Origin of the sequence: Streptomyces sp. NPDC088733 (assembly GCF_044751185.1) — a bacterium.
Taxonomy (GTDB): Bacteria; Actinomycetota; Actinomycetes; order Streptomycetales; family Streptomycetaceae; genus Actinacidiphila.
The window spans coordinates 57,489-82,428 of the sequence record NZ_JBIVLH010000001.1; the positions used below are offsets into that span (position 1 = coordinate 57,489).

Here is a 24,940-nt window from a genome sequence, read left to right on the forward strand (position 1 = left end):
TTGCCCGGTCGCAGGTAATGGCCCCCGGCGGCGTTTCGCGCGTTCCGGTGCCCCGCAGGAATTCCCCCCACCCCCAGAAAGCCCGCGCATGCACTCACACGACGAGGCGGCGACCGCGCCGCCCGGTACAGCGGGCTTCGACGTGCGGGAGTTCGCCCGCACGGCACACGGCAGCCACCGCGGAACGCTCGACCTCGAAGCGCTCGCCCGGGAGCCGCTCGACACCGCGTCCGCCCGGCTCGTCCGCGCGCTGCGGGACACGGAACGTGCCACGCTGCACCGCGTCCGCGACCTCCTGGTGACGGCGACCCACAAGGACGCCCGAGTCACCGCGTTCCTCACGACCTGGATGTTCGAGCGGTTCTGGATCGCCGACGCCCTCGACGCCGTCCTGGACTCCTCGCCCGCCGCCCGCGCCCTCCCGTCGAGCGCGGGCCCGCCGCGGTGGTCCCTGACCGAACGCCGCGAGCACCGCGGCCCGCTCCGCCGCTCCCTCGTCGCGGGCGTCACCGGCACGCAGATCGTCGCCGAGCACATGACGACGGGCCTGGTGGACGAATGGGTCACCGGCGCCGCCTACCGGCGGCTGGCCCGGGTGTCCCCCGCCATGGCAGCGGTCGTCGACCCCGTGGTGGAGATCAAGGGGCGCCACATCGGCTTCCTCGCCGAGGAGGCCGAACTGCGCCTCGGGCGCTCGGTCCGCGCCCAGCGCCTCACCCGCCGCGCCCTGCGGCACTCCGCCTGGCCGCTGGGCTGGGCCGGCCGCTCCGCGCACGAGCGCGACTTCTTCGAACGCAAAGTCTTCGGCGGCCGGCGCGGAAGGGCCGAGGCGGCCCGGGTCCGCGCGCTGGTCGCCGCACTCCCCGGCATCGGTCCCGGTGTCGCAGCCACCGTGGAATCGAGGCTCCTTCCGTGATGCCGCACACCGCGAAGACCGACCTGGGCACCGCGCACGTCCTGCTCACCGGCGCGACCGGCTTCGTCGGGCAGGCCGTGCTGGAGCGGCTGCTCACCGATCACCCCGGCACCCGCGTCTCGCTGCTCGTGCGCGGCAAGGGCAGGCAGACCGGGCAGGACCGGCTCCGGCAGCTGCTGCGCAAACCCGTCTTCCGGCGCTGGCGGGAGGCCGTGGGCGCCGAGGAGGCCGAACGCGCCGTCCGTGAGCGGATCACCGTGCTCGACGGCAGCATGACCGCCGTTCCCGAACTGCCCTCCGACCTGGACGTGGTGATCCACTCGGCGTCGGTCGTCTCCTTCGACCCGCCCGTCCACGAGGCGTTCGACACCAACGTCAACGGCGCGGTGAACCTCTACCAGGCGCTGCTCGCCTCCGGGGCGGACCCGCACGTCGTCCATGTGTCGACCTGCTACGTCGGCGGACTGCGCCGCGGTGTGGTGCCCGAGGCCAGGCTCGACCACGACGTCGACTGGCGCACCGAGTGGCGCTCCGCGACCCGGGCCCAGGAGCGCACCGAACTCGCCTCGCGGGAACCGGCGCGGCTGGAGCGGTTCATGTCCCGCGCCCGCGGCAGCCACGGCAAGCAGGGCCCCATCGCGGCGGCCCGCGCGAGCGAGGAGGCCCGGCGCGCGTGGGTGCGTTCGCAGCTCGTCGACGCGGGCCGGCGGCGCGCCCAGAGCCTGGGGTGGACGGATGTCTACACCCTGACGAAGGCGCTCGCCGAACGGGCCGCGGAGGACCTGTGGGGCAAGGCCGGGCACCGGCTGTCCGTGGTCCGGCCCGCGATCATCGAGAGCGCCCTGAGGCATCCGTTCCCCGGCTGGATCGACGGCTTCAAGGTCGCCGATCCGCTGATCTTCGCCTACGGCCGCGGCCAGTTGCCGGACTTCCCGGGACTGCCCGACTCGATCCTCGACGTCATCCCCGTCGACTTCGTCGTCAACGCCGTCCTCGCCGCCGCGGCCAACCCGGCCCCCGCCGACGAGCCGGCGTACTTCCACATCGCCTCGGGCGCGTCGAATCCGCTGCCGTTCCACCGCATGTACGACAACGTGCGTGCGTACTACCTGCGGCACCCGCTCCCGGGGGACGACGGCTTCGTCACGGTGCCGGTCTGGAAGTTCGCGGGCGAGCGCACCTTCAACCGGCGGCTCGTGCTGGCCCGGCGGAAGGCCGCCCTGTGGGACGCCGGTCTGCGGCTGCTGCCGAACGACGAGCGCAGACGCACCCTCGCCGCGCGGAACGCCGAGCTGCGCTCCGGCATCGCCACCCTCGGCACCTTCACCGACCTCTACCGCGCCTACGTGCGGACCGAGATCGTCTTCGACGACCGCAATGCGCGTGCCCTGCACCACGCCCTGCCGGCCGAGGTGCGCGAGGACCGCGGTTTCGACGTGGAGCGGATCGACTGGGAGGAGTACCTGCAGACGGTGCACCTCCCGTCCCTCGGCGAGCTGACGGCCGTCCACCGCCGCCGCAAGGCCGCGGCCGCCCGGCCGGCCGGCGCCCGCCCGAAACCCGCACTGCCGCACCGCACCGCACCGACGTGCTGGCCGTCTTCGACCTCGAACGGACCGTGGTCGACTCCAACATCGTCGAGCAGTACCTCTGGGTGCGCACCTCGGGCTTCCGCAAGGCGGCCTGGCCGAAGGAGGTCGTGGACCTGCTCGCCTCGCTGCCCGGCTACCTCCGCGCCGAGCGGCGCGACCGCGGCGAGTTCATCCGCGCCTTCCTGCGCCGCTACCGCGGCATGCCGCTCGCCCGTCTCGAAGAGGTCGTCACCCGGCGCGGCTACTCCGCGGCCGTGCTGCGGCACACGAGCGTTGACGCCCTGGAGCGCATCCGCGAGCACCGCGCGGCAGGGCACCGCACCGTCCTGGTCACCGGTTCCATCGGCCTGCTGGCCGCGCCGCTCGCCGGGCTGTTCGACGAGGTCGTCGGGAGCACGATGCACACCAAGGACGGTGTGCTCACCGGCTGGCTCGACAGGCCCCCGCTCGTCGACGAGGCGCGGGCCGCGTGGCTGCGGCGCTACGCCGAGGAGGGCGGCTACGACCTCGCCGCCTCCTACGGCTACGGCGACAGCCACTGCGACCTGGCGTGGCTGTCGCTGCTGGGCAGGCCCTCGGCGATCAACCCCGACGCCGGACTGGCGCGCGAGTCGCACCGGCGGCACTGGGGCATCCACCGCTGGAAGCGCGGCGGTCCGGGCGTACTCGGCGAGATCACCGCTGCCGGGCCGGCGACGCCGGCGGGCACCGACGAGAAGGGCGACTGATGGCTTTCGACATCGACAAGTACGCGCAGAACTCCGCGGCGGTGCGATGGGCCGACCTCGACTTCGACGCGTTCGAGCGCGACCCGCTGCCCGAGGGGACGCTGCGCACGCTGCGGTACATGTGCGACATCGAGTACCACACGGTCTGCTACATGCGCGACCTGCTGACGACCCCGTCCCACAACGAGCCCGCGGTGGGCACGTTCATGACGATGTGGAACCGCGAGGAGTTCTGGCACGGCGAGGCACTCGCGGCCGTGCTCGAACGCCACGGGATCCGGGTCGACTTCGACGCGCTCAGGGCGACCCGGCTGAAGCTCGGCTGGAAGGACCGCCTGGGGACGGTGAAGCAGACGGCGATGAGCCGCCTCGTCGGCCACGACTTCGTCGCCGTCCACATGGCGTGGGGCGCGGCCAACGAGTGGTCGGCGACCGCGGCGTACCAGCGGCTGGCCGCGCTGGAGACCCATCCGGTGCTGGTGACGCTGCTGAAGCGGATCGCGCAGCAGGAGACCAAGCACGTCGCGTTCTACGCGTCCCAGGCGCGGAGACGGCTCGCGGCGAGCAGGAAGGCCCGGGTGTTCGCCCGGTTCGCGCTGGAGAGGGCCTGGGGCCCGGTCGGCTCGGGCGTCATGTCCGAGGACGAGGTCACGTACGTCATGACCCATCTGTTCGCGGGCGCCGAGGGCCGCAGGCTCGTCCGCGAGATCGACGCGCACATCGCGAAGCTGCCGGGCATGGACGGGCTGCGCATCGTCGAGGACGCCATGGACGAGCGCGGCATCCCCGCCTGACGCCGGTACCGGACGGCCCGGCGCCCGGCGCCCGGCACGGGAACGGCCCCTCCGGGTGAACAGCGGTGTTCACCCGGAGGGGCCGGCTCAGTGGTAGCGGTGCGCCTGTGCGGGAGCGGGGATCCGGCCGCGGTCCCGTGGGGCCGCGGCCGGTCCGGCGGTCAGGTCGTGCTCTGCTCCGCCGGGGTCTCCCCCGGGATCCACATGGGCTCCGCCCACTGCGTCCCCTGCGTCCAGAACCCGGTGCCGCCGAGGAAGTCCGCCCCGTGGCCTCCCTCGTGGCCCCACGGGCCGGAGGAGGGCCAGTGGCCGGAGTCCCCGTCGTCGCAGTTGCCGTTGCCGCCGGCCGGAACGGGCCGGTGGTCGCGGTCGGTGGGCTGGAACCCGACCGTCCAGGTCCGGGTGACCTCACCGTTGGCCGAGGTCACCGTGATGGTGCGGGTGGTGAACCGCTTTCCGCCCGAGAGGATCCTGCTGCCCTCGGTGACCTTCACCCGCGCGCCGGACTGGGCCGGCACGGCGGTGACGGACGGGATCTTCTTGTCCTTCGGCCAGTCCACGACGTACGTGGAGACCTCGGGGTCGAACCCGTCGATCGCGGTGCCCCCGACGGTGATCGCCGTGGCGCCGGCATCGGAGGCCCTGGTGGCGTCCGAGTAGTTCGTCACCTTGACCGACCCGTCGGCGCGCACGACCACGCGGGCCGTCATCGCCGCCGCCAGGTTGATCCGCTGCCAGCTCGCCTGGCCGTCCGCGGTGAGGTCGAGCGGGTAGCCCGAGTCCGTCGCGGTCTGCTCGACGATCTGCGTGCGCTGCGCGGCGGTCAGGTTCGGGAAGGCGGTGACCAGCAGGGCCGCCGCGTCGGACGGCGCCTTGAGGCTCTGCCCGGCCTTGCCCACCTGGGGGAACCCGTAGGTCAGGCGCTGCGTGTACAGGTCGACGTCCTGCGCGCTGCTCAGACCGGCGTAGGGGTCGCCCGCGCAGGCCGCGAGCGTGTCGCCGTACCCCTCCTTCTCGCACTGCGCCAGCAGCACGTTCTCCATCTCGGTGTGGGCCTGCATCAGCAGGTCCGCGAACTCGGGGTCGGCCCACCGGTGGGCCACGGTGGCCTGTCCGGCGATGCGGCCGCCCATGACGTCGAGCGGGTAGTGGAACCCGAGGACGATGCGGTTGTCCCCGTACTCCGAGGTGCGCGCCAGGATCGACGGCGCCAGTTCCGGCAGCAGCGTGGCCAGGATCGTCCCGGCCTCGTAGCCGCCGTAGGTGTGGCCGCTGGGGTACGAGCCGCTGGTGGTGAGGCTGCCGTACGAGCCGTCCTGCGACTCGTAGATCTTGCCGCCGTCGCCGACGAACCCGAGCCGCACGTACGGACGCTGGTAGCCGAAGTGGTCCTTGGCCGCTCCGCCCTTGTCGAGGCCCTGCGTGACGCGGCCGAACAGCGCGCCGGTCTTGGGCAGCCGGCCGCCGTTCAGGGCGTCGAGGTAGATCTGCCCGAGCCGGGACCCGAGGCCGTCGGCCATGGTGACGGTGGAGCTGTTCGTCGCGTCGACCTCGGCCCGGTCCACCTCCTTCTGCGTCGCCGCGTTGTTGATGCGCACGGCGATCCGGTCGTTCTCCGCGGTGAGCGCGGCGCCTGCCGGCACCTTGGTGTTGGCGGCGAGGATGCCGGATTCCAGGTCGTTGATGCCGTTGAGGAGACCGTAGAAGTAGTCGCTCCCGTCGCCGGTCCCGGGCCAGGTGTCCGAGGCGTAGTTCGCCTTGAGCGTCTCGTCCGGGAAGGGCGAGGGCTCGTACGCCGGGTCGGTGGCGTCCGCGCCGGCGGTCGCACCCGTCGCGGCGGACGCGTCCGCCTCGTCGGAGGTGCCCGCCAGGGTGACCGCGGTGACGGTGGCCGTGTGCGCCTTCGCCGTGTCCTTGGTGGTGAGCAGCGCCGTGTCCGCCGTGGCGGGCAGGTGCGCCGTGGTGCCGTCACCGAGGGCCACGGTGTAGCCGATGACCGGGAATCCGCCGTCGCCGGCCGCCCGCCAGGTCACCCGGACCTGCTTGCCGTCGGTGAGCACGCCGGTCACGGCGGGCCGCTGCGGCTTGCCGCCGTCGGCCACCACGGGTGCCGTGGCGGCACTCGGGCGCGAGGCGCCGAAGGTGTTCACCGCCTGGACGCGGGCCGAGTAGGACCGGCCGGACCGCAGCCAGGTGAAGGTCGTGCTCCGGGCGGCCGGATCGTCGATCTGCACCTCGTGGCCGTCGTTGAGGGTGACGCGGTACCCGGTGACCGGGGAGCCGCCGTCGTCCTCGGGTGCGGACCAGGCGACCGTCACGCTCGTGCCGGACGAGGTCGCCGACACGGCACCGGGCGCGGCCGGCACCGTCCTGGGCTTGGTGGTGAGCGCGGAGATCGCGCGGCTCAGGGCGTCGTACCGGGCCGTGAGGGCCTGGTCCGTGGACGTGCCGTCCGCGACCGCGGCCTTCGCCGCGGCGAGCGCGTCGGTGAACGCCTTCCACGACGCGTCCGTGTAGCGGGTGTTGTCCAGGGCCGACGCGGTCGTGACCAGGTTCTCCAGCTTCAGCCTCGGCAGCGGGACCAGCTGACCCGCGGCGAGGGTGAGGCTGCGCGTCTGTCCGTCGACCTCGAGCTGCGTCGCGCCGTCGGCGTCCACGAGGGCGCGGGCGGCGGCGAGTTCCCGCAGGAACACACCGAAGTCGACCGTGTCGTAGCGCGCCGCGTCCGCGGAGAGCCCCGCGAACTGGTCGATCGCCTTGCGCAGGGCGGTCTTGTCGGTGACGGCGGGCGTGTCGACGTGGCTGAAGGTGATCCGGCCCAGGTTCGCCACGTACGGGTGCGAGGAGTCCGGGGTGGTCGTCAGCCGCAGGTAGACGGTGTGCGTGCCGGTGATCGCCTTCGGCAGGGTCAGGCTCGTCGTCCCACCGGACGACCACGCGCTTCCCGTCACCGGCAGCGACACGGTCGCGTACGGCGTGCCGGGGTTGGCCGCGTCGAAGGAGTCCAGGTAGAGCTGGGCGGCGGAGCCGGTGCCGCAGCGGGCGGAGTTGTTGACGTAGGTGAGGGTGACGGTGGACTTCGGCGAGCTGCCGAAGTCGATGTCCCCGTAGTTCAGCCAGGCGCCGTTGTAGGTGCCGCCGAGGTCGGTGGCCGACCCCGCGCCGGTCCAGCCGACCGGCTCGCTCTTGAGGCCGCCGCCGCTGTTGGCGCGCCACGCGGTGGCGTCGAAGCCCACGGGGGCGTCGGCGTTGCGCGACAGGGCCAGCGAGTAGACGTTGCCGACGTAGGGCTGGGCACTGGTCTGCGTGCTGGACACGAAGACCGCGTACACGTCCTGGACGCCGGTGAAGACCTTCGGGTCGAGCTGCACGGTCGTGGTGGCGACGGTGCCCCAGCCCGATCCGGTGTAGTCGAGCGGGACGGTGACGGTCTTCGGGCCGTCCTTCGAGCCGAGGTGCAGCTCGATGTGCGAGTCGGACGCCGCCCGCGACTGGGGCTTGTCGTAGCTGACACTGACGGTGTCGGCGCCGTCGCGGAGGTTGGTGCCCGTCCACTGGGCCCAGGCGCCGTTCGTCACGTTCTCGAAGATGCCGCCCGACAGCTTGAGCGGCAGCGAACCGTCACCGGTCGAGGTGCTGTTCGCCGCGGTCAGCGTGGCGAGGACCGTCGAGGGCGTGGAGGAGACCGGGTTGGGCGAGAACTGGTACCAGTCGAAGTTCGACACCCACTGCTGACCGGCGGGGGCGTGGAAGACGAACGTCGCGCTCTTCGCCGCCAGCAGCGCCTCCGGGTCGGTGACGGCCACCTGCACCGTGGTGTAGAACTGCCAGCCGCCGGTCCCGGGGAGCGAGGCCGTCGCGACGACGGGGCCGTCGGCCGTGCCGGCGTGGATGTCCACGCTGCTCGGCTTCGCGTTCGTCGGCTGCGAGTTGGCGTAGCGGACCGCGATGCTGCGCGGGGCGACCCCGCCGAAGTCCAGCTTGCTGTAACGCTCCCAGGCGCCCTCGGTGACGCCGCCGAGGTCGCCGTCCGAGTAGTACGCCTCCTTCACCAGGCTCGGGCCCTGCATCTGGTCGGGGGCCTCGGCCTGGAGGACGGCGTAGCCGCCCTCGTCGATGACGAGCCCGTCGATCGCGGACCGCAGCCCGTCGGACGCGGCCGTGATCGTGCCCGTCCCGGAGGCGGTGTCCGCGAGGACGGTCCGCGCGCGCTCCAGGGCCGAACGGAACAGGTTCCAGGAGCCGTCGGAGTAGTTGCCGCTGCGCACCAGGGACGCCTGGTCCACGAGTGCGGCGAGCGCCTTGCGGTGCACCGCGGCCGCGGAGACGAGCAGCGGGTCGGTCGGGGAGACCCCGGTGCCGGTCACCGTCGAGGCCCGCACGCCGTGGGCGAACGCCGCGTCGCGGAAGGTGATGCCGACGCGCGCGTCGGCCTTCGTGGCACCGGTGAGCGACAGCGTCGCCGTCCGCTTGTCGCTGACGCGGAGGTCCGCCGTGACGCCGGCCGGCAGGCCGGTCACGCTCGCCGCGCCGGTCGTGGTGAGGCTCGTCCCCTTGCGGGCGTCGAACTCCGCCGGTCCGTCCAGCGTGAGCTTGACGCTGCCGTCGAGGGTGCCGTCCGCGGTGGTGGCGACGGTGCCCGGGCGGGCCGAGACGACAGTGTCGCCCTTCACCCCGCCGGTGCCGCCGTCACCGGTGTCGCCCCCGTCGGTGTTCAGCGAGTACGCGGGCTTGGTCTTGGCGCCCCACTGGGAGGGCTTGGAACCCATGGTCAGGTCCAGCGTTCCGCCGGAGATGATCTGGGAGTAGTCCAGCCACGTGTTGTCGAACCGCTTGCCGTTGAGGGTGGCGTTCTGCACGTAGTAGCTGCTCGGCGAGACGCCGTCGGCCTTCACCGTGAACTTCGCGCCGTTGGCGTAGCTGATCGTCGTGGAGTCGAAGAACGGGCTGCCGATCTGGAACTGGCTGGAGCCCGCGGTCACCGGGAACAGGCCGAGCGCGGCGCCGACGAACATCGTCGACATGGTGCCGGCGTCGTTGTCCATGGTCGGCAGGAAGCCGTTCGGGGACAGCTTGTAGACCTGGGTCTTGACCGGCGGGCGGAACTCGCCGCCGGAGCTGGGGGCCTCGTTCGTGGAGCCGGTCGCGATGTAGCGGTTCCAGGTGGCGCCGGTGTAGATGGCGCGGACCCACTTCTGCGTCAGGCTCGGCTCGCCGACGTAGTTGAAGAGGTACGGGGCCTGGAGGTCGATCTCGTTGGCGTTGGAGTGCAGCATGGTCGAGCCGTCATCGACGGTCGAGTCCTCGCCGAACATGTGCTCGACCGCGGCCTTGCCGGCCTTCGGGCCGCCCATGGCCTCGATGAGGCCGCCCATGTCGTACGCGTCGTACCAGTGGTACTGCCAGAGCGTGCCCTGGTAGAGGCCGGCCGCCTCGAACTTCTCGTAGTCGGCGCTCTGCCAGTCGCCGTTCGCGGCGCGCGGCGTGAGCAGACCGACCTTGGTGCCGTCGGCCGCCGTCCAGGCGCCGGACTTCACGAGGTTGTCGATCGCCATGGTCGACTGGGCGCGCAGCTTCTTCGCGTCGTCCGTCTTGCCGAGCGCGTCGGCGATGACGGACAGCGCCCACTGGTCGTAGCCGCGCTGGACCGTCGTACCGGGGTCACCGGTGACGTATCCCTGCCGCAGCTGCGCCCCCGTGTAGTAGCCGCTGTACGACAGCAGCGCCGGGTACGCCTCGTCCAGCCGGTCGAAGTTCTTGTAGCCCTTCGACAGCGCGTCGGCGACCAGCACGGCCGAGCGCTCCCAGCGCACGGTCGGGACCGAGTGGGTCAGGCTGCCGAGGCTCTTGCCGGAGGCGCGCTGGTCGGCGAAGAGCTCGACCAGCGACTGGATCATGTCCCGGTAGGTGGCCGGGTCGATGTACGCCTCGACGGAGTACTTGCGGAAGTCGTCCCAGGTGGACCAGCCGTCGTAGTACGTGAAGCCGTTGGCCTGGTGCACCGCGCCGTCGGCGCCGCGGTACGTGCCGCTGGTGCTGGTGGCGTTCACCGGAGCCGCGTACATGCGGTACAGGTGCGTGTAGAACTCCTTGGTGAGCGTCGACGCGGGGTCGGACTTCGCCGTGGCGCGCACGTCGACGGCGCCGAGCGCGCTGTTCCACTCCGCCTTGGTCCGCGCGCGGGCCTGGTCGAAGGTGAGACCGCCCACCTCGTTGTGCTGGTCGACGGCGGCCTGTTCGGCGCTGATCGGCGACAGCGTGATGCGCAGTTCGATGTTGCCGCCGGCGGCCTTGTCGAACCCGAGGACGGCGCCGGTGTCGGTCCCGTCCTGCGTGGTCGCGTCGCTCAGCTTGCCGTCGTTGCCCCAGCTCTTCAGGGAGGTCACGGGGACGTTCGTGGTGGCGTTGTAGTACAGCTTGTACGAGGCGCCGTTGAACGAGCCCGCGATGAGGCCGGCGATCGAGGTGGTCCCGTCGGGGAGCGTCGTCGCCTTCATCGTCGAACGGGTGCGGCTGGTGTAGTTGTTCGCGAGGTCGAGGACCAGCTCCGGGTTCGACCCGGCGGGGAAGCTGTACCGCTCCAGCGCCGTGCGCGTCGTCGCCGTCATCTCGGCCTTGATGGTGCCGGGGTCCTGCTGCACCGACGAGGCGGTTCCGGAGATGGCCCCGAGGCCCACCTGGTAGGAGCCGGGCGCCGCGCTCTCGTCGTCGTGGCTGTACGCGTGGGCGTACGTACCGGCGGCGGGGCGGCTGTCGTACTGCACGGAGGTCGGGACGACGAGCAGGTCGCCGCCGCCGCCCGAGCCGCCGACACCGTCGAGGTTCGTCGCGGTGAAACCGGCGATGTGGTCCTCGTTGTAGTCGTACCCGGTGTGGTTGCGGTTCGGCGTGGTCAGCGGGTTGACCTTGGCCAGACTGTGCGGCGCCTCGGCGCCCGGCAGGTCGTTGCCGTCGTCACCCGCGGTCGACACGAACGGGTCGACGAGCGCGGCGTAGTCCTTGCCGGCGGGGATCCCCGAGGAACCCGTGGACCCCGGGGACGTGTTCGCGGCGGCCGCACCGGCACCCGCCAGGGCGGCGAGGCCGAGCGCCCCGGAGAGCAGCGCGGCGACCGCCGCGCGCAATGGCCGGCGGCCTCGGCGGGCGGTCCCCGGAAGGGACACCCGGGGCAAGGGGGGATGGGATCTGATGGGCACGTAACCTCTCCAGCGTCGCAATACGCACGCTCGGTCCGGCCTTATTCAGAAGACAACGTTGTCGACCCGAATACCGGGCGTGCAACCCAGAGCGAGACGGCAGTGGACGCACGGGAGCGACCCGCCGCGTTCACGACCGCCCGCCATCAGACACGGGGAAGGCGTACGGCGGGCAAAGGGAATGCGTACAGTCCGTGCGTACCGGGCGCCGCGCAGGCAACGCCGCCGCGCCGGGCGGCCGTCAGGTCCCGTCCCCCGCCGAAGAACCCGGCCGACGATGCGTCAGAGGGTAGCCGCACCGACCCGCCTGATACGCCCTCATCCGGCACCCCGGCCCCCTCGGCACCAGGATTGCCTTGCTGACCTGCGGTGCGGCATACTCCGTGTGCCCCGGCTTTGCCTGCGCTTTGCCGAGGGCCCTCCCCGGCTCCCCCACACGCGCTCACCCGGCGGCGTCCGTCCCGGGGTGTCCGCCATGTCCTGTCTCCGTGCCCTGTGGGGAACCTGCCGATGGGTATGACCCTGCGCGCGCTGCGCGCCCTCATCCTGCTCTGCGGCTTCTATCTGCTGAGCGTCGTCCTGCTCGCCGTGCTGATCGGCCTCGATGCCCTCCTGCTCACGGAGGTGCACGGCCTGCTGGCCGTGAAGATCGTGGCCGTCTCCGCGCTGCTCGCCGTCCCCCTGGTACGCGGGATGTCCATGCTGCGCTCGCCCAGAGGCGAGGATCCGCCCGGCATCGAGGCGACGGAGCAGGACGAGCCCCGGCTGTGGGCGCTCGTGCGGGAGCTCGCGCACGCGAGCGGCACCCGCGTCCCGGACCGCATCCTGCTCACCGACGACGTCAACGCGGCGGTGAGCGAGCGGCCTCGCCTGCTCGGCCTGATCCCCGGTCCGCGCCGTCTCGATCTCGGCGTACCGCTGCTCATCGGCCTGACCGAGGCGCAGTTGCGGGCCGTGCTGGTCCACGAGTACGGCCACTTCGCCGGCGGCGACACCCGGCTGTCGGCGCTCGTGGTGCGGGGCCGGGTACAGATCGGCCGCGTCGTGGAGCAGTTCCACGCCCGCGCGGACAGCAAGGTCGCCGCCGAACGCGCCCGCCAGGAGCAGGCCGCGGCCAAGCGGGTCGCCAAGGGCAAGAAGGCCGGTCCGGTCGACACCCGGGGCACCGGCCTGCTCCACCGGATGCTGGCCGCCATCTTCACCTGGTACGGAAGGCTCTGCCTGCGGGCCTCCCAGTCCACCGCCCGCTCCCAGGAGTTCGCGGCGGACCTCGCCGCCGCCCGCGTCGCCGGCCGCGACGCGACCGCCTCGGCGCTGCGCGAGATCCCGGCCGTCGCCGCCTCCTACGAGTTCTACCTGGACTCCTACGCCACCCTGGGGCTGCCGGTACGACTGCTGCCGCCGCGCGGCGCGTTCTTCGGCGGCTTCGCCGAGCTGCTCGCGGCCCGTGCGGACAACCTGGCGGCGTTGCGCGCGCAGCTCCCGTCGGCACCCGTCTCGCCGGACGACTCGCACCCGCCGATCGCCGAGCGGGTGCGCCGGATCGAGGCGCTGCCCGCGGACGGCCGCGGCGCCGCGGGCGGGGACGGCACGTCACCGGCGGTGCTCACCGACCCCGCGCGCACCTGGGCCGCGCTGGAGGACGCGGTCCTGAGGACCGAGATCCTGGCCTTCGAACGCGCCGCGGGGTGGCCGGAACTGCTGGACGCCGCCATGGCCGACGCGCTGTCGTCGGCGCACACCCCGCTGCACCGTGCGCTGGCCCAGTACACGGGGAGTCCCGCGACGCTGCCCGCGCTGCTGGACGTGATCGACGACAACAGGCTGTGGCGGCTCGCCGAGCGACTGCCGATGTCCGAGGAGGCCGCGGCGGCGAAGGGCCGTGCGTTCCGCGCGTTCGTCCGGCCGTCGCTGACCGACGGGTTGAGGACGATGGTGCTGGCCGAGTTCAGTGCCCGCTCGCTGCTCCGGTGGGAGTTCTCCTGGTCCCGTCCCGCCGCGGCCCGGCTGCCCGGCTCGCTCGCCGCACAGGCGACGGGGGACGGTCCCGAGGCGGCGCTGGACGCCGCCGTCGCCGCCGCGCTCGCCGACCACCCCGACACCGGTCCGCTGCGGGCGCTGATCGCCCCGGAGCTGCCGGCGCCGGCGTGAGCGGCGCCCGTTCCACCCGGCATCCGGCTTTCCGCCCCCCGCAGTCCTTCCCACGAACGGAATCGCGCTCCTCATGACCGTCCTGCTCTGGATCCTGGTGGCCCTGGCCGTTCCCACGGTGCTCTTCGGGGCATGGCTGGCCGTGGTGTTCCTCAAGACGTTCTTCTCGTGGAGCCCCGACGACGAGGAGACCCTGACCGCGGAGGCCGCGAAGGCCGCGGAGACGGCACGGGGGCTGGGGCTGCTGCCCGTCGAGCGGCAGAACACCGAGTACGCGGCGGCCCTGCCCGAGGAGTGGTCCGCCGCCCTCACGGCCGTGCGCGACGGGGACTGGCGGCCCGCCGCCGGTCTGCTGCGCGCCGTCGGCCGGGACTGGGAGCGCAGGTCCGCGATCGCGTACCTGCTCGCCGAGAAGGCCGCCGAGGACGACGAGTGGCTGCTGGCCTGGGAGTCCGAGCGGGCCGACGACCCGGACGCGGCCGTGGTCCGGGCGCGCAGCACGGTCGTCCTCGCCTGGAAGCTGCGGGGGGCGAAGCGGAGCCAGTACACGACGCGGGAGCAGTTCGACCGCTTCCACCGGATGCTGGGGAGCGCCCGCGCGGAGACGGAGCGCGCCGCCGCCCTGAACCCCGACGATCCGACGCCGTACATCACGGAGATCTGGATCGCGCTCGGGCTCGGCTACCCCAACGCCGAGATGGACAGGCTGTGGGAGGAGATCACCGCCCGGGCCCCGCACCACTACGAGGCGGCCTTCTCGGCCCTGCAGTACTGGTGCGCGAAGTGGCGGGGTTCGGAGCGGCTGGCGTCCGAGTTCGCCGAGCGGGTGGCCAAGGACGCCCCCGTGGGGAGCCTGCTGACGGCGCTGCCGCTCATCGCGCATTTCGAGCACGACGAGTCGGAGGACGTCGCCGCCGACAACACGCCCGAGATGCGGGCCCGGGTCGAAGCGGCCCTCGTGGACGTGGCCGCTGCCGACCCGGCGCACCCGCGCCTGGCCGAACTGCGCCATCTGCTCGCCTTCTACCTGCACCTCCAGGACCGGAACGAGGCGGCCCTGGAGCAGTTCAGGCTGGTCGACGGTTATGTCCATGCCCTGCCGTGGCGTTACCGCCCGGGTCCGGCGGCCTATTACTGCCAGGTCCGCGACGCGGTGGCGCAGGCGGTGGCGGGCACGGCCTGACGGGGGCAGGGGCGGACCGCGGGCCTTCCGCCGGCGCATGGCCGGGCCCGGTCTCGCGCCGTCGTGCCCCGCGGGGGCATACTCGGCCCCTCGGGCGGATCGGCGCCCGTGGGCAGTGGGAGGTACGCGATGGTGTCGTCGTCGGGGACGGAGCCGCGGAGGATCACGATCCATGACGTCGCCCGGTCCGCCGGGGTGTCGCGGCAGACCGTGTCGCGGGCGCTGAACGACAAGGACGAGATCGACGGCCTGACCAAGCAGCGCGTGCTCGACGCCGCGCGCGAACTGGGCTACCGGCCCAGCCGGTTCGCCCGCGGTCTGGTCCGGCAGGACACCACCACCATCGGGCTGGTGATCCCCGACCTGCTCAACCCGTTCTTCACCGAGGTCGCCGCCGCCGCGCTGGAGGCCGCACGCGCCCGCGGCTGGCACGTCGTGGTGTACGACACCGGCGACCGCGCCACGGAGGAGCTGGGCACGCTCCAGGTGATCTGCTCCCAAGTGGACGCGGTCGTGGGCTACTTCAACAGCCCGGAGAGCGAGATCGAGCACTTCACCCGGGGCATGCCGGTGGTGCTCATAGGCCGTGAGCACCACACCGCGCGGTTCAGCTCGATCCGGGTCGACGGCGAGGCCGGCTTCCACGCCGCGGTCGCGCACCTGGTCGCCGGGGGCCACCGCCGCATCGGCATGCTCGACCACGACGGCCGCGCCGAACCCAGCGTCCGCCGCGCGTGGTTCGAGGCCGCGGCGGCGGCCCACGGGCTCGGCGCGGACGCGGTGACCGGCGCCGCGCAGTCCGCCGAGGGCGGTGCCGCGGCGCTGCGGGCGCTGCTCGGCCGCCACCCCGACGTGACCGCGGTCCTCACCTTCAACGACATCATCGCCATGGGCGCGCTGCGCGAGGCGCGCCGCACGGGCCGCGAGGTCCCGGGCGACTTCGCCGTGATCGGCTTCGACGGCCTTCAGCTCGGCACGCTCGTCGAGCCCGCGCTGTCCAGCCTCGCCCTGGACACCCGGCGGCTGGGCGCGCTCGCCATCGACCAGGCCGCCCGGCTGCTGTCGGGCAGCGAGCCGCTGGACGCCGAGGAGCTCGTCGTCCGGGCCGAATTGCTGCTGCGCGACTCTGCCTGACGATACGTCAGGTGATCGCGAGCACTCCGGCGCAGACCACCGCCGCTCCGTAGACGGCGGTCGCCAGCAGCACCAGCCGGGTCCGGGCCGCCTCGCTCCACCCGGTGCGCGACAGCAGCCGGGCCAGCGCGGGCAGGACGAGCACGGCGTGCAGGCTCACGGCGTGCAGGGGCTTCAGCGCCGCCGTGGAGTGGTAGGCGGCCTCCTGGTGGCCGGTACGGGTGAGGTACACACCGCGGGCGATCATCGCGGCACCGGAGGCGAGGCCCACCAGCAGGATCGCGAAACCCGCGCGCAGGGCGAGGGCCATGCCCGCGGGCCCGTCGGGACGCCGCCGGAAGGCCGTGACGGCGAAGGCACCCAGCACGACGACCAGGACGCCGCCGCCGACCGCCAGCGTCATGGAGACCGCGGTGTCGAAGCCGGTCTCCATGTCGAGGTGCGAGGGCACCCGCCGCCAGGCCTGGAGCGTGATGCCCGCGACCTCGACGACGCAGTCGGCCGTGAACACCGCGAGCAGGACCGCCCGTCGGCGCTCCCCGGTCCGCAGGTACGAGGTGACCCAGGCGACCGCGATCAGGGTCAGCCCGAAGGAGACGCCGAAGGTGAACGGCTTGCGCCAGGACACTGGCCCGTTCCAGGGGCCCCCGTCGACGGCCTGGACGGCCAGGTGGAACAGGCCCGACAGGACCAGGAGCGCGCCGGTCGCGTACGCCACGCGCTCGGCCGGGAGGAGGGCGCGCGAGGCGGTTCTCGCGCCGAGGGTGGTGGTCGCCATGGCCCCAGCCTGCCGGGCGGGTCGCGGCCGGTCGTCCTCCGTCCGAAGGCCGGCCGCGTACGCCGCAGGGAGCAGGCCGTCAGCGGTGCGCCGCGTGCACGATGCCCGTCGAGGCCGCGATGCGGTCGAGCAGGTACACCGCCCCGACGCAGACGGCGATCCACGCGAGGAGGATCACGATCCCGCGGGTGAGGCCGTCGTGGTGGAAGTACGCGAGCCCGTCGAGCGCGCGGACGCCGACCCCGGCCGGCATCACGGAGGCGAGCGGTTCCAGCCAGCCCGGGAGGAAGCCCGGCGGGAGGACGCCGCCGCTGGTGGCGTTGCCCATGACGAGCATGAAGATGGAGCCGAGGAGGACGCCGACCGCGCCGAAGATCCGGATCAGCATGACGGTGGCCGCGGCGACGGCGCCGGCCATGAGCGTGATGATCCCCATGATGCCCAGGAAGGAGCCCGGGATCGCGTCGAAGGCGGTGCACGCGATCAGCGCGGTGGCCAGGCCGCCGAGGACGGCGAACAGCGCGAGGCTGAGGATGCGCTGGCCGAACGAGAGCCGCGGCGCGACCTGGTAGGTCATCTGCCCGAACAGGAAGCCGGCCAGGACCAGCCCGAACGAGGCGTAGAAGACCGACAGCCCCCTGCTGTCGCCGCTCGACAGCGGCAGGATGTCGACCACCGGGATCTTCCTCCCGTCGCCGTGCGGCACCGCCGCCAGCGGGGCCACCAGCGCGGAGACCGCCGGCCCGTTGGCCCCGGCGTAGAGCACCCGGGGCTTGCCCCCGTCCGAGAGGTACGCCGCGTACGCCTGCCGGTGTTCGACGGCCCGCCGGGCGGACGCCTCGTCGGGGTAGCGGTCGATCTGGAACGCCTCGGGCGCGATGCGCTGGAGCCGTACGTCGAACAGCGCCGCCGAGTGGTCCGAGGCGGCCACCGCGACCGGCAGCCGGTGCGCGGTGGGGGTGTGGAAGGCGGCGAGGAACACGCTGACGAAGGCGAGACCGATGACCAGTACCGTGAGGACGGGCTTGATCACCGCGTGCGCGCCGGTCATCCCGGGGCGGGCGGGCGGAGCGTCGGTCTGCGGTCCGGGAACGTGCCGGTGCCGGTGGCGTTGCTGCGGGGCGCCCTCCTCCGCCAGGGGGTGAGCGTCGCGCATGAAGGCGGTGTCGGACACGGCGGCCTTCCTCCAAGAATATAAGCTGACTGATATAAGTTAACAGACAACAACATGGAAGGACGGTCCGGTATGCCCGTCGGCGACCCGGGTGAGCGCGTCGGCTATCTGATCTGGCAGCTCTCGCAGGCGTACGTGCAGCTGCTGGAGCAGGCCCTGCGCCCGTTCGGCCTGACGCAGACGCAGTACAGCGCCCTGGTCCGGCTGACCATGGAGGGACCCCTGTCGGGCGCCGAACTCGCGCGCCGCTGCGGAGTGACCGCGCAGTCCATGGGGGTCGCGGTGCAAGGCCTGGCCGACCGGGGGCTCGTCGGACGGCACGCGCATCCGACGCACGGGCGGATCATCGAGATCAGCGTCACCCCGGCCGGCGAGACCCTGGCCGGACAGGCCACCGAGGCGCTGCAACCGTGCGAGCAGGAGGCGCTGGCCCCCCTCACGGAGGACGAGGGGGCGCAGCTCAAGGCGGATCTTCGCCGCATGCTGCGCTCGATGAACCCGCACGCGCTGCCGCACCCGTGAGCTGTGCGCTGTCGCGCAATGCCCGCCGCCCGCCCGTCCCGGTGACCAACGGGACGGGCGGGCGGCGGTCCGGGCGGGGGATCAGACCCTGGCGGTCACGTACTCCTTGCCGGCCGCGTTCTCGACGACGACCTCGGAGATGTCGTCCGCGGCCACCGCGGCCGAACCGTCGAGGCTCACACCGTGCTCCTCGCCGGCCTTGGGGACGACCCAACTGCCCGCGACCTCCCGGTGGCCGTCCTTGCCGACCACCACCAGCCGGCAGCGCTCCCCCGCCGGGATCCCGCTGACCGACGCGTTGAGCCGGACCCAGGCACTGGCCGGGGTGACCCGAACGGTCATCCGGGCCTTGGTGGCCGGGTCGGTGGCCGACGCGACCTTGGCGCCGGGCTGCGCGCTGGCCCCCGGAGGCCCGGCGACGTCGGCCGTACCGGCGTTCTGCCCGATCACGACACCGCCGAGGATCAGGACCGCCGCCGCGGCGGCCGCCGCGGCTCCGGCCGCGGTCCACCGGCGCCGCTGCACCCCCGTGCGCTCTGAGCGCACCTCCCGCAGCGTGCGCTGCAGCAGCAGGGCGCCGTCCTCCGGCGGGCCGTCCAGGAAGATCTCCGGCGGGACCTCACCGAGTGCGCGCTCCATCTCGCGGAGCTCGTCGACTTCGGCCCGGCAGCGGCCGCAGGTGGCGATGTGCTCCTCTACGGCACGCACCTCCTCGGCGTCGAGTGCGCCGAGGACGTAGGCGGTGAGCGTCCCGCCGTCGTGCTGCTCTTCCGTGCTCATGCCGCCACCTCCCGCAGCGCGACCGGCTTCTTGGTGTAGAACTCCCGCAGCGCCTTGAGGGCGTAGTGGGACCGGGACTTGACCGTTCCCGGCGGTATCCCGAGGGTCTCCGCCGCCTCGGCGACGCTCTGCCCCCGGAAGTAGATCTGGTACAGCACGTCCCGGTGGTCCGGCGAGAGGCGCTCAAGGGCCTCCATCACGACCATGGAGTCGACCACGGCGTCGGCGTGGTCGCGCTCGACGGGCGGCGTGGCCGGGGACTCGGCCACCTCCTGCGGCCGGGCGGCCTTGGCCCGGTACCGGTCCGTGATGATGTTGCGGGCCACCGTCAGCAGCCAGCCCCGCACCGAACCCTTCCCGTTGACCAGCGCGTCCGGGTGCCGCCACGCGCGGATCAGGGTCTCCTGGACGACGTCCTCGGCCGCGGCGCGATCGCCGGTGAGCCGGGTCGCATACGCGAGCAGGGCTTTGCCGTGTTCCTCGTAGAGCGCCCGTATGAGCGCCTCGTCACTCGTGCCCTTGCTCTGACGAGTGCGCGACCACAATGCCGCCATCCACTCACTCCGTCCTCTCCCGATCCGTGTCGCAGATCCCTCAGCGCGGACACGAGACGGGGAGGGCGGGGGGTTCAGGTGACCCTGGCCACATGTGGGGCTGCGCCCCTTGTACCGGGTTTTGCTCCCGCCCTCCCGCCCTCCCCCAACCTTCGGCCGGGGGTGCCCCCATCCCGGCAAGGTCTGGGCGCCCCGACGCGCGTGCGGGGTGGGCCGGGTTCGGGGCCTCCGGAGCTGCCATTCCGGACAGCACATTTAGGTGCCTCAGGTGCTTGCCATTGATCGCTCCGGGTCGTGCACCCAAATATGGTCCACAGTCCAGAACGCCACCCCTACGACCCCGCCCCCTCCGTGAGCTCTCGCGCCTGATCCCCGGTGGGTGGGTGGAGAGGGCACCGTGCTCAGGCGGACGTTGGTGCGCGCCTGATTCCCGGTGGGGGGTGTGCTCAGGGGCCGTTGCTGTGGGCCCCTGATGGCCTGACGGAGTGGCAGGAGGTCATAACAGCTCATAACGTACTTTTCCGGGTGGCTGCGGAGGCCGCCAGGAAGGCAGGTGCGGCAGTCATGACACTTCGTCGGTCCCTCGCGGCCGCGGCCGCCACGGCCGCGGCCGTCGTGGGGCTGTGCAACGTCCCCGGGGTCGAGGCCGCGGACGCACCGCTCCTGGTGCGGCCCGGGGAGTCCATCCAGGCGGCGGTCGACCGCGCCCACCCGGGCGACGTCATCGAGATCGCGCCCGGGACCTACCCGGGCAGCGTCAACATCACCAAGCCCCGGCTGACCCTGCTGGGCGCCGGACGCGAGACCGTGATCACCCCGAGCGACAAGGGGACGGAGAACGCCTGCGCCGCGGCCGGTCACGGCATCTGCGTCACCGGTACGGAGCAGAGCCCGCTGACCTATGTGCGGTTGCGGTCGCTGACGGTCTCCGGGTTCCGGAAGAACGGGGTCGACGCCACCTGGACCGACCGCATGGACGTGACCCGGGTCGTCGCGCGCGCCAACGGGCAGCAGGGCATCAGCCAGCAGCGGTCGGTGCGTGCCGTGTTCCGCGACAACGTCGCGGAGAACAACGGCGAGTCGGGGATCTTCCTGGCCAACGCGGTGGACGCCGAGGGCGGGGCCCTGGACACCAAGCACACCCTGATCGCCGACAACGAGCTGTCCGGCAACCGGATCGGCCTCGTGCTGCGCCGGGTGCGGACCGTGGACGTCGAGTACAACGACATCACCGCCAACTGCGGCGGCGTCTTCGTCGTCGGCGACGAGGGCGTGCCGCGGGCCGGGTCGCTCACCGTCTCCCGCAACCTGGTGGCGGCCAACAACAAGTACTGCCCGGCCACCGCCCGGCTGCCCTTCATCCAGGGCGCCGGCATCGTGCTGACCGGCGCCGAGCAGACCCAGGTGCTCCACAACAGGGTCGTGGAGAACATCGGGACCTCGCCGATGTCCGGCGGCATCGTGCTCTTCCGCAGCGTGGTGGGCGCCCCCAACACCGGCAACTCCGTACGCGACAACACCGCCATGGGCAACAGCCCCGCCGACCTGGCCGCCGAGGACCAGGGCAAGGACAACGTGTTCAGCGGCAGCACCTGCCGCGTCTCCCAGCCGAAGGGCCTGTGCTGACGATGAGTCTGACCGAGACCACCCCCACCGCCTCCCCCGCACAGGGCGCGATGCGCCTGCGCGAGCTCGTCTTCGGCGCGGCCTGCGCCGCCGCCGTCCGGGCCGCGGCCCGGCTCGGTGTCGCCGACGCGCTCGGCGACCAGCCGGCGACCAGCGAGGAGCTCGCGGCCGTCGTGGGCGCGGAGCCGCGCCCGCTGCGCCGGCTGATGCGCGCGCTGTCCTCCTACGGAGTGTTCGAGGAGCGGTCCGACGGCCGCTTCGCGCACACCGACATGTCGCGGATGCTGCGCAAGGACACCCCCAACAGCCTGCACTACATCGCCCTGTGGTGCACCGAGCCGTGGACGTGGGAGGCCTGGCCGCGGCTCGACGAGGCCGTGCGGCACGGCCGCAACATCTTCCCCGACATCTACGGCAAGGAGTTCTTCGACTACCTGCACGACGACGCGCAGGACAGCGCCAAGGTCTTCGACCGGGCGATGACGCACTCCAGCCGCCAGTCCGCGCAGGACATCGCCGATCTGCTGGACCTGACGGGGATCTCCTCGGTCGCCGACATCGGCGGCGGCCAGGGCCACGTGCTGGCCGCGCTGCTGGAGAAGCACCCCGAGGTGCAGGGCTCCCTGCTCGACCTGCCCAAGGTCGTCGCGGGCGCCGACCCGCGGCTGCGCCAGGGCGGCGAACTCGCCTCCCGTGCGCGGCTGCTGCCGGGCGACTGCCGGGTGGAGATCCCGGTGACCGCCGACATGTACATCATCAAAAACATCCTGGAGTGGGACGACGAGAGCACCCGCCGCACGCTGCGCAACGTCGTGGCCGCGGGCCACCCCGGTGCCCGGGTGGTCGTCATCGAGAACCTGGTGGACGACACGACGTCCATGCGGTTCACCACCGCGATGGACCTGATGCTGCTGATGAACGTCGGCGGGCAGAAGCACACCCGCGACAGCCTGACCGGGCTGATGACCGAGGCGGGCCTCGCCGTCGGCGAGGTCACCCCGGTCAACCCGTTCCTGCACGCCATCCACAGCACCATCGGCCGGGGGTGAACCCGGCTCAGCCGGTCATCTCCCCGACCAGCGACGTGGTGTGACGGCCCGCCCGGAACTCCGGGCGGGCCAGCACCGCGCGCAGGAAGCCCGCCGTGGTGCACACGCCCTCGCCGCGGACGCGCAGTTCCTCCAGGACGCGGTCCATGCGGGCCAGCGCCCGTTCCCGGTCCGGTGCCCAGACGACGGCCTTGGCCAGCAGCGAGTCGTAGTCCGGGCCGATCCGCCAGCCCGGGTAGGCGTGCGTGTCCACCCGGACGAAGGGGCCGCCGGGCGGCACGAACTCGGTGAGCAGCCCGGGGGTGGGGGCGAAGCCGCGCGCCGGGTCCTCGGCGTTGACACGGCACTCCACGGCCACCCCGCGTGGCACGATGTCCTCCTGACGGAGCGTCAACGGGTGTCCCGCGGCGATCAGCAGCTGCTCGCGCACCAGGTCGACACCGGTGACCATCTCGGTGACCGGGTGCTCCACCTGGAGGCGGCAGTTGACCTCCAGCAGGTAGAAGTCGCGCTCCGGGGTCAGGACGAACTCGAAGGTGCCGACGCCCTCGTAGCCCACCGCCATCGCGCCGCGCACGGCGGCGTCGCACATGGCGCCGCGCAGCCGGGCCGGCAGGTCGGGGGCGGGGGTCTCCTCGACGAGTTTCTGGTGGTGGCGCTGCACGGAGCAGTCGCGTTCGCCCAGGTGCACCACCGCGCCGTGCCGGTCGCACACGACCTGCACCTCGACGTGGCGGGCGCCGTCGATGTACCGCTCCAGGTAGAGCCGGTCGTCGCCGAAGACGGCGCGGGCGTGCGCCCTGGTCTCGCGGAAGGCGTCCAGCAGCAGGTCCGGTTCGGCGACGACGGCCATGCCGCGCCCGCCGCCGCCCGCGACGGCCTTGAGGATCACCGGGTAACCGGCCTGCTGCGCGGCCTCCTTCGCCTCGGCCGGACCGTCCAGCGGCCCGGGGCTGCCGGGCAGCACGGGCAGGCCCGCCTCGGCCATCAGGGCGCGGCAGGCGGCCTTGTCGCCGAGCCGCGCGAGCACCTGCGGCGAGGGCCCGATGAAGGTCAGCCCGTTGGCCTCGCAGACCTCCGCGAAGTCCGGGTCCTCGGACAGGAAGCCGTAGCCGGGGTGGACGGCCTGGGCGCCGGTGCGGCGCGCGGCCTCGATGACCGCGGGGATGTCGAGGTAGCTGGACCGCGCGGGGGGCGGCCCGATGTGCACGGCCTCGTCGGCGAAGCGGACGACGGCCGAGTCCCGGTCCGCGGTGGAGTACACCGCGACGGTCCGCAGGCCGAGTTCGTGGCAAGCGCGAGCGACCCGCAGCGCGACCTCGCCGCGGTTGGCCACCAGTACGGTGGAGAACATGGCGTTCACCTGATTTCTCCCAGGAGGCCCCGGCCTTCAGGCCGGGGAGGAATGGGGCCTCGGGCCGCAGCCGCGAAGCGGCGGAGTAGTTTGCGCATCTGTTCTGACCTGCACTCTCTTTCGTTGTCAGTGGATGCTGTTAGCTTCCAGGGCATGACGGCGACAGCGACGGTCGAGGAGGGGGCCGGGTATGCCCGGTACGCCTTCCGGCTGCGGGTGTCGTCCACCGCGCGCGCCGGTCTGGAGGCGGAGTGGGCGCGGTGCCGGTGGGTGTGGAACGAGTGCGTGGCCGTGTCCCGCAAGATCCACGCCCTGAACCGGACCACCGGGCAGAAGACCACCTGCGGCCCCGCACAACTGGACAAAATGCTGACCCAGGCCCGGCGGTCGATGGCGTGGCTGCGGGACGGCAGCTCGGTGCCGCAGCAGCAGACCATCCGGGACTTCGGCAAGGCCCGCGCCAAGGCGTTGAAGGACATCACGGCGCGGCTGCCGATGCGACAGCGGGCCGGGATGCCCCGCATCAAACGCAAACGCGAGGCCGCCCCGACGCTGAACTACACCCGGCGCGGGTTTCGGCTCAAGGACGGGCGCCTGCACCTGGCCGGGGACATTGCCCTGACGGTGGTCTGGTCCCGCGCCCTGCCCGCCGACCCCACGTCGGTACGCGTCCACCGGGACAGCCTCGGCCACTGGTACGCCAGTTTCGTCGTGACCACTGCCCTTGAGCCGCTGCCTCCGACGGGAGCGGTGATCGGTATCGACTGGGGCGTCCGCGAAACCGCCACGACGACCAGCGACCTCCACGACCTGCCCCACGCCCAGCACGGCAAGAGTGCCGCGGCGAAGCTCGCCCGCTACCAGAAGATGATGGCCCGCCGCCGCACCCCGAAGAACACGCCGGACACCGCCGGCTACCGCAGGGCTCGCCGGGCCGCGGCGAAGGTGTCGAAGAAGATCGCCCGGCAGCGGCAGGACACGGGCCGCAAGTGGGCCAAGCAGGTCGTCCGTGACCACGACGTCATCGCGGTCGAGGACTTCCAGCCGAAGTTCCTGGCGAAGTCCAGCATGGCCCGTAAGGCGGCGGACGCCGCGATCGGGGCCACGAAGGCGGCCCTGGTCGAGATGGGCCGCAAGCACGGGCGGGACGTCCGCCTGGTGCATCCCGCGCACACCACCATGGACTGCGCGCAGTGCGGAGCGAGAACCAAGCACGCACTTCCTCTTTCGGAACGTACCTACACCTGCACCCCGTGCGGAGCCGTCTCGTCCAGGGACAAGAACTCCGCCCGCGTGATGCTGGTCCGGGCTGGTCTCAACCCGGCTGGTGCCGATCGTGTAAGCGCTGACGGACCGCTGGTCCCCAGCCCACGTGAGCCAGGAATCCCCGCCCTTCAGTTTTAGGGCGG

17 protein-coding genes and 1 pseudogene are annotated in these 24,940 nt (G+C 72.6%); 11 read left to right on the plus strand and 7 right to left on the minus strand.

Going from position 1 to position 24,940, the window contains the following annotated elements:
- Positions 1–88: 88 nt before the first annotated feature.
- The gene (locus ACIP64_RS00240; protein ID WP_401580173.1) at positions 89–916 is read left to right on the plus strand and encodes a hypothetical protein; all 828 of its coding nucleotides are present in this window, start codon (positions 89–91) and stop codon (positions 914–916) included.
- A pseudogene (locus ACIP64_RS00245) lies at positions 916–1,848 on the plus strand (SDR family oxidoreductase); the annotation flags it as partial. The gene ACIP64_RS00240 and the pseudogene ACIP64_RS00245, both read left to right, overlap by 1 nt.
- Here ACIP64_RS00245 and ACIP64_RS00250 read toward each other — a convergent pair.
- Entirely contained in the window at positions 1,821–2,009 is a 189-nt protein-coding gene (locus ACIP64_RS00250; protein WP_401580175.1) for a hypothetical protein, read from the minus strand. The pseudogene ACIP64_RS00245 and the gene ACIP64_RS00250 overlap by 28 nt on opposite strands.
- A gap of 495 nt (positions 2,010–2,504) precedes the next feature.
- On the opposite strand from ACIP64_RS00250, the gene ACIP64_RS00255 reads away from it, so the two are divergent.
- Together ACIP64_RS00255 and ACIP64_RS00260 are read left to right on the plus strand one after the other, a co-directional pair.
- On the plus strand, positions 2,505–3,236 hold the full coding sequence (locus ACIP64_RS00255; RefSeq protein ID WP_401580177.1) for an HAD family hydrolase: 732 nt from the start codon (positions 2,505–2,507) through the stop codon (positions 3,234–3,236).
- On the plus strand, positions 3,236–4,030 hold the full coding sequence (locus ACIP64_RS00260) for a ferritin-like domain-containing protein (protein WP_401580179.1): 795 nt from the start codon (positions 3,236–3,238) through the stop codon (positions 4,028–4,030). Before ACIP64_RS00255 ends, ACIP64_RS00260 begins: the two co-directional genes overlap by 1 nt.
- 161 nt (positions 4,031–4,191) lie before the next feature.
- Here the strand turns inward: ACIP64_RS00260 and ACIP64_RS00265 are convergent, their stop codons facing one another.
- Positions 4,192–11,226, minus strand: a complete 7,035-nt coding sequence (locus ACIP64_RS00265; RefSeq protein WP_401580181.1) for a glycoside hydrolase domain-containing protein — start codon at positions 11,224–11,226, stop codon at positions 4,192–4,194.
- Positions 11,227–11,736: 510 nt separating this feature from the next.
- Between ACIP64_RS00265 and ACIP64_RS00270 the strand changes: the two genes are divergently transcribed.
- The 3 genes from ACIP64_RS00270 (at position 11,737) to ACIP64_RS00280 (ending at position 15,694) form a co-directional block, all read left to right on the plus strand.
- Positions 11,737–13,377 (plus strand): M48 family metalloprotease, encoded by a 1,641-nt coding sequence (locus tag ACIP64_RS00270; protein WP_401580182.1) that lies wholly within the window; start codon positions 11,737–11,739, stop codon positions 13,375–13,377.
- A gap of 73 nt (positions 13,378–13,450) precedes the next feature.
- A complete protein-coding gene (locus ACIP64_RS00275; RefSeq protein WP_401580184.1) occupies positions 13,451–14,560 on the plus strand; it encodes a hypothetical protein in 1,110 nt (369 codons plus the stop codon).
- A gap of 129 nt (positions 14,561–14,689) precedes the next feature.
- Positions 14,690–15,694 carry a LacI family DNA-binding transcriptional regulator gene (locus ACIP64_RS00280; RefSeq protein WP_401580186.1) on the plus strand — a complete coding sequence of 335 codons (1,005 nt, stop codon included), beginning with the start codon at positions 14,690–14,692 and terminating at the stop codon, positions 15,692–15,694.
- A 7-nt stretch (positions 15,695–15,701) separates the two neighbouring features.
- Here ACIP64_RS00280 and ACIP64_RS00285 read toward each other — a convergent pair whose 3' ends face one another.
- The gene (locus ACIP64_RS00285) at positions 15,702–16,472 is read right to left on the minus strand and encodes a hypothetical protein (RefSeq protein ID WP_401580188.1); all 771 of its coding nucleotides are present in this window, start codon (positions 16,470–16,472) and stop codon (positions 15,702–15,704) included.
- Positions 16,473–16,551: 79 nt separating this feature from the next.
- Positions 16,552–17,646, minus strand: coding sequence for an ABC transporter permease (locus tag ACIP64_RS00290; RefSeq protein WP_401580189.1), 1,095 nt, complete (start codon positions 17,644–17,646; stop codon positions 16,552–16,554).
- A 72-nt stretch (positions 17,647–17,718) separates the two neighbouring features.
- Between ACIP64_RS00290 and ACIP64_RS00295 the strand changes: the two genes are divergently transcribed.
- The gene (locus ACIP64_RS00295; protein ID WP_401580191.1) at positions 17,719–18,168 is read left to right on the plus strand and encodes a MarR family winged helix-turn-helix transcriptional regulator; all 450 of its coding nucleotides are present in this window, start codon (positions 17,719–17,721) and stop codon (positions 18,166–18,168) included.
- 81 nt (positions 18,169–18,249) lie between these two features.
- Here the strand turns inward: ACIP64_RS00295 and ACIP64_RS00300 are convergent, their stop codons facing one another.
- Positions 18,250–18,948, minus strand: coding sequence for a zf-HC2 domain-containing protein (locus tag ACIP64_RS00300; RefSeq protein WP_360909714.1), 699 nt, complete (start codon positions 18,946–18,948; stop codon positions 18,250–18,252).
- Positions 18,945–19,502 (minus strand): sigma-70 family RNA polymerase sigma factor, encoded by a 558-nt coding sequence (locus tag ACIP64_RS00305; protein WP_401580193.1) that lies wholly within the window; start codon positions 19,500–19,502, stop codon positions 18,945–18,947. Before ACIP64_RS00305 ends, ACIP64_RS00300 begins: the two co-directional genes overlap by 4 nt.
- A gap of 564 nt (positions 19,503–20,066) precedes the next feature.
- Here ACIP64_RS00305 and ACIP64_RS00310 point away from each other — a divergent pair.
- The gene (locus ACIP64_RS00310; RefSeq protein WP_401580195.1) at positions 20,067–21,128 is read left to right on the plus strand and encodes a nitrous oxide reductase family maturation protein NosD; all 1,062 of its coding nucleotides are present in this window, start codon (positions 20,067–20,069) and stop codon (positions 21,126–21,128) included.
- Positions 21,129–21,130: 2 nt separating this feature from the next.
- Positions 21,131–22,177 (plus strand): methyltransferase, encoded by a 1,047-nt coding sequence (locus ACIP64_RS00315; RefSeq protein ID WP_401580197.1) that lies wholly within the window; start codon positions 21,131–21,133, stop codon positions 22,175–22,177.
- Positions 22,178–22,184: 7 nt separating this feature from the next.
- Here the strand turns inward: ACIP64_RS00315 and ACIP64_RS00320 are convergent, their stop codons facing one another.
- Positions 22,185–23,531 (minus strand): acetyl/propionyl/methylcrotonyl-CoA carboxylase subunit alpha, encoded by a 1,347-nt coding sequence (locus tag ACIP64_RS00320; RefSeq protein ID WP_401580199.1) that lies wholly within the window; start codon positions 23,529–23,531, stop codon positions 22,185–22,187.
- A 153-nt stretch (positions 23,532–23,684) separates the two neighbouring features.
- Here ACIP64_RS00320 and ACIP64_RS00325 point away from each other — a divergent pair, with 153 nt between their 5' ends.
- The gene (locus ACIP64_RS00325) at positions 23,685–24,935 is read left to right on the plus strand and encodes an RNA-guided endonuclease InsQ/TnpB family protein (RefSeq protein ID WP_401580201.1); all 1,251 of its coding nucleotides are present in this window, start codon (positions 23,685–23,687) and stop codon (positions 24,933–24,935) included.
- Positions 24,936–24,940: the final 5 nt, after the last annotated feature.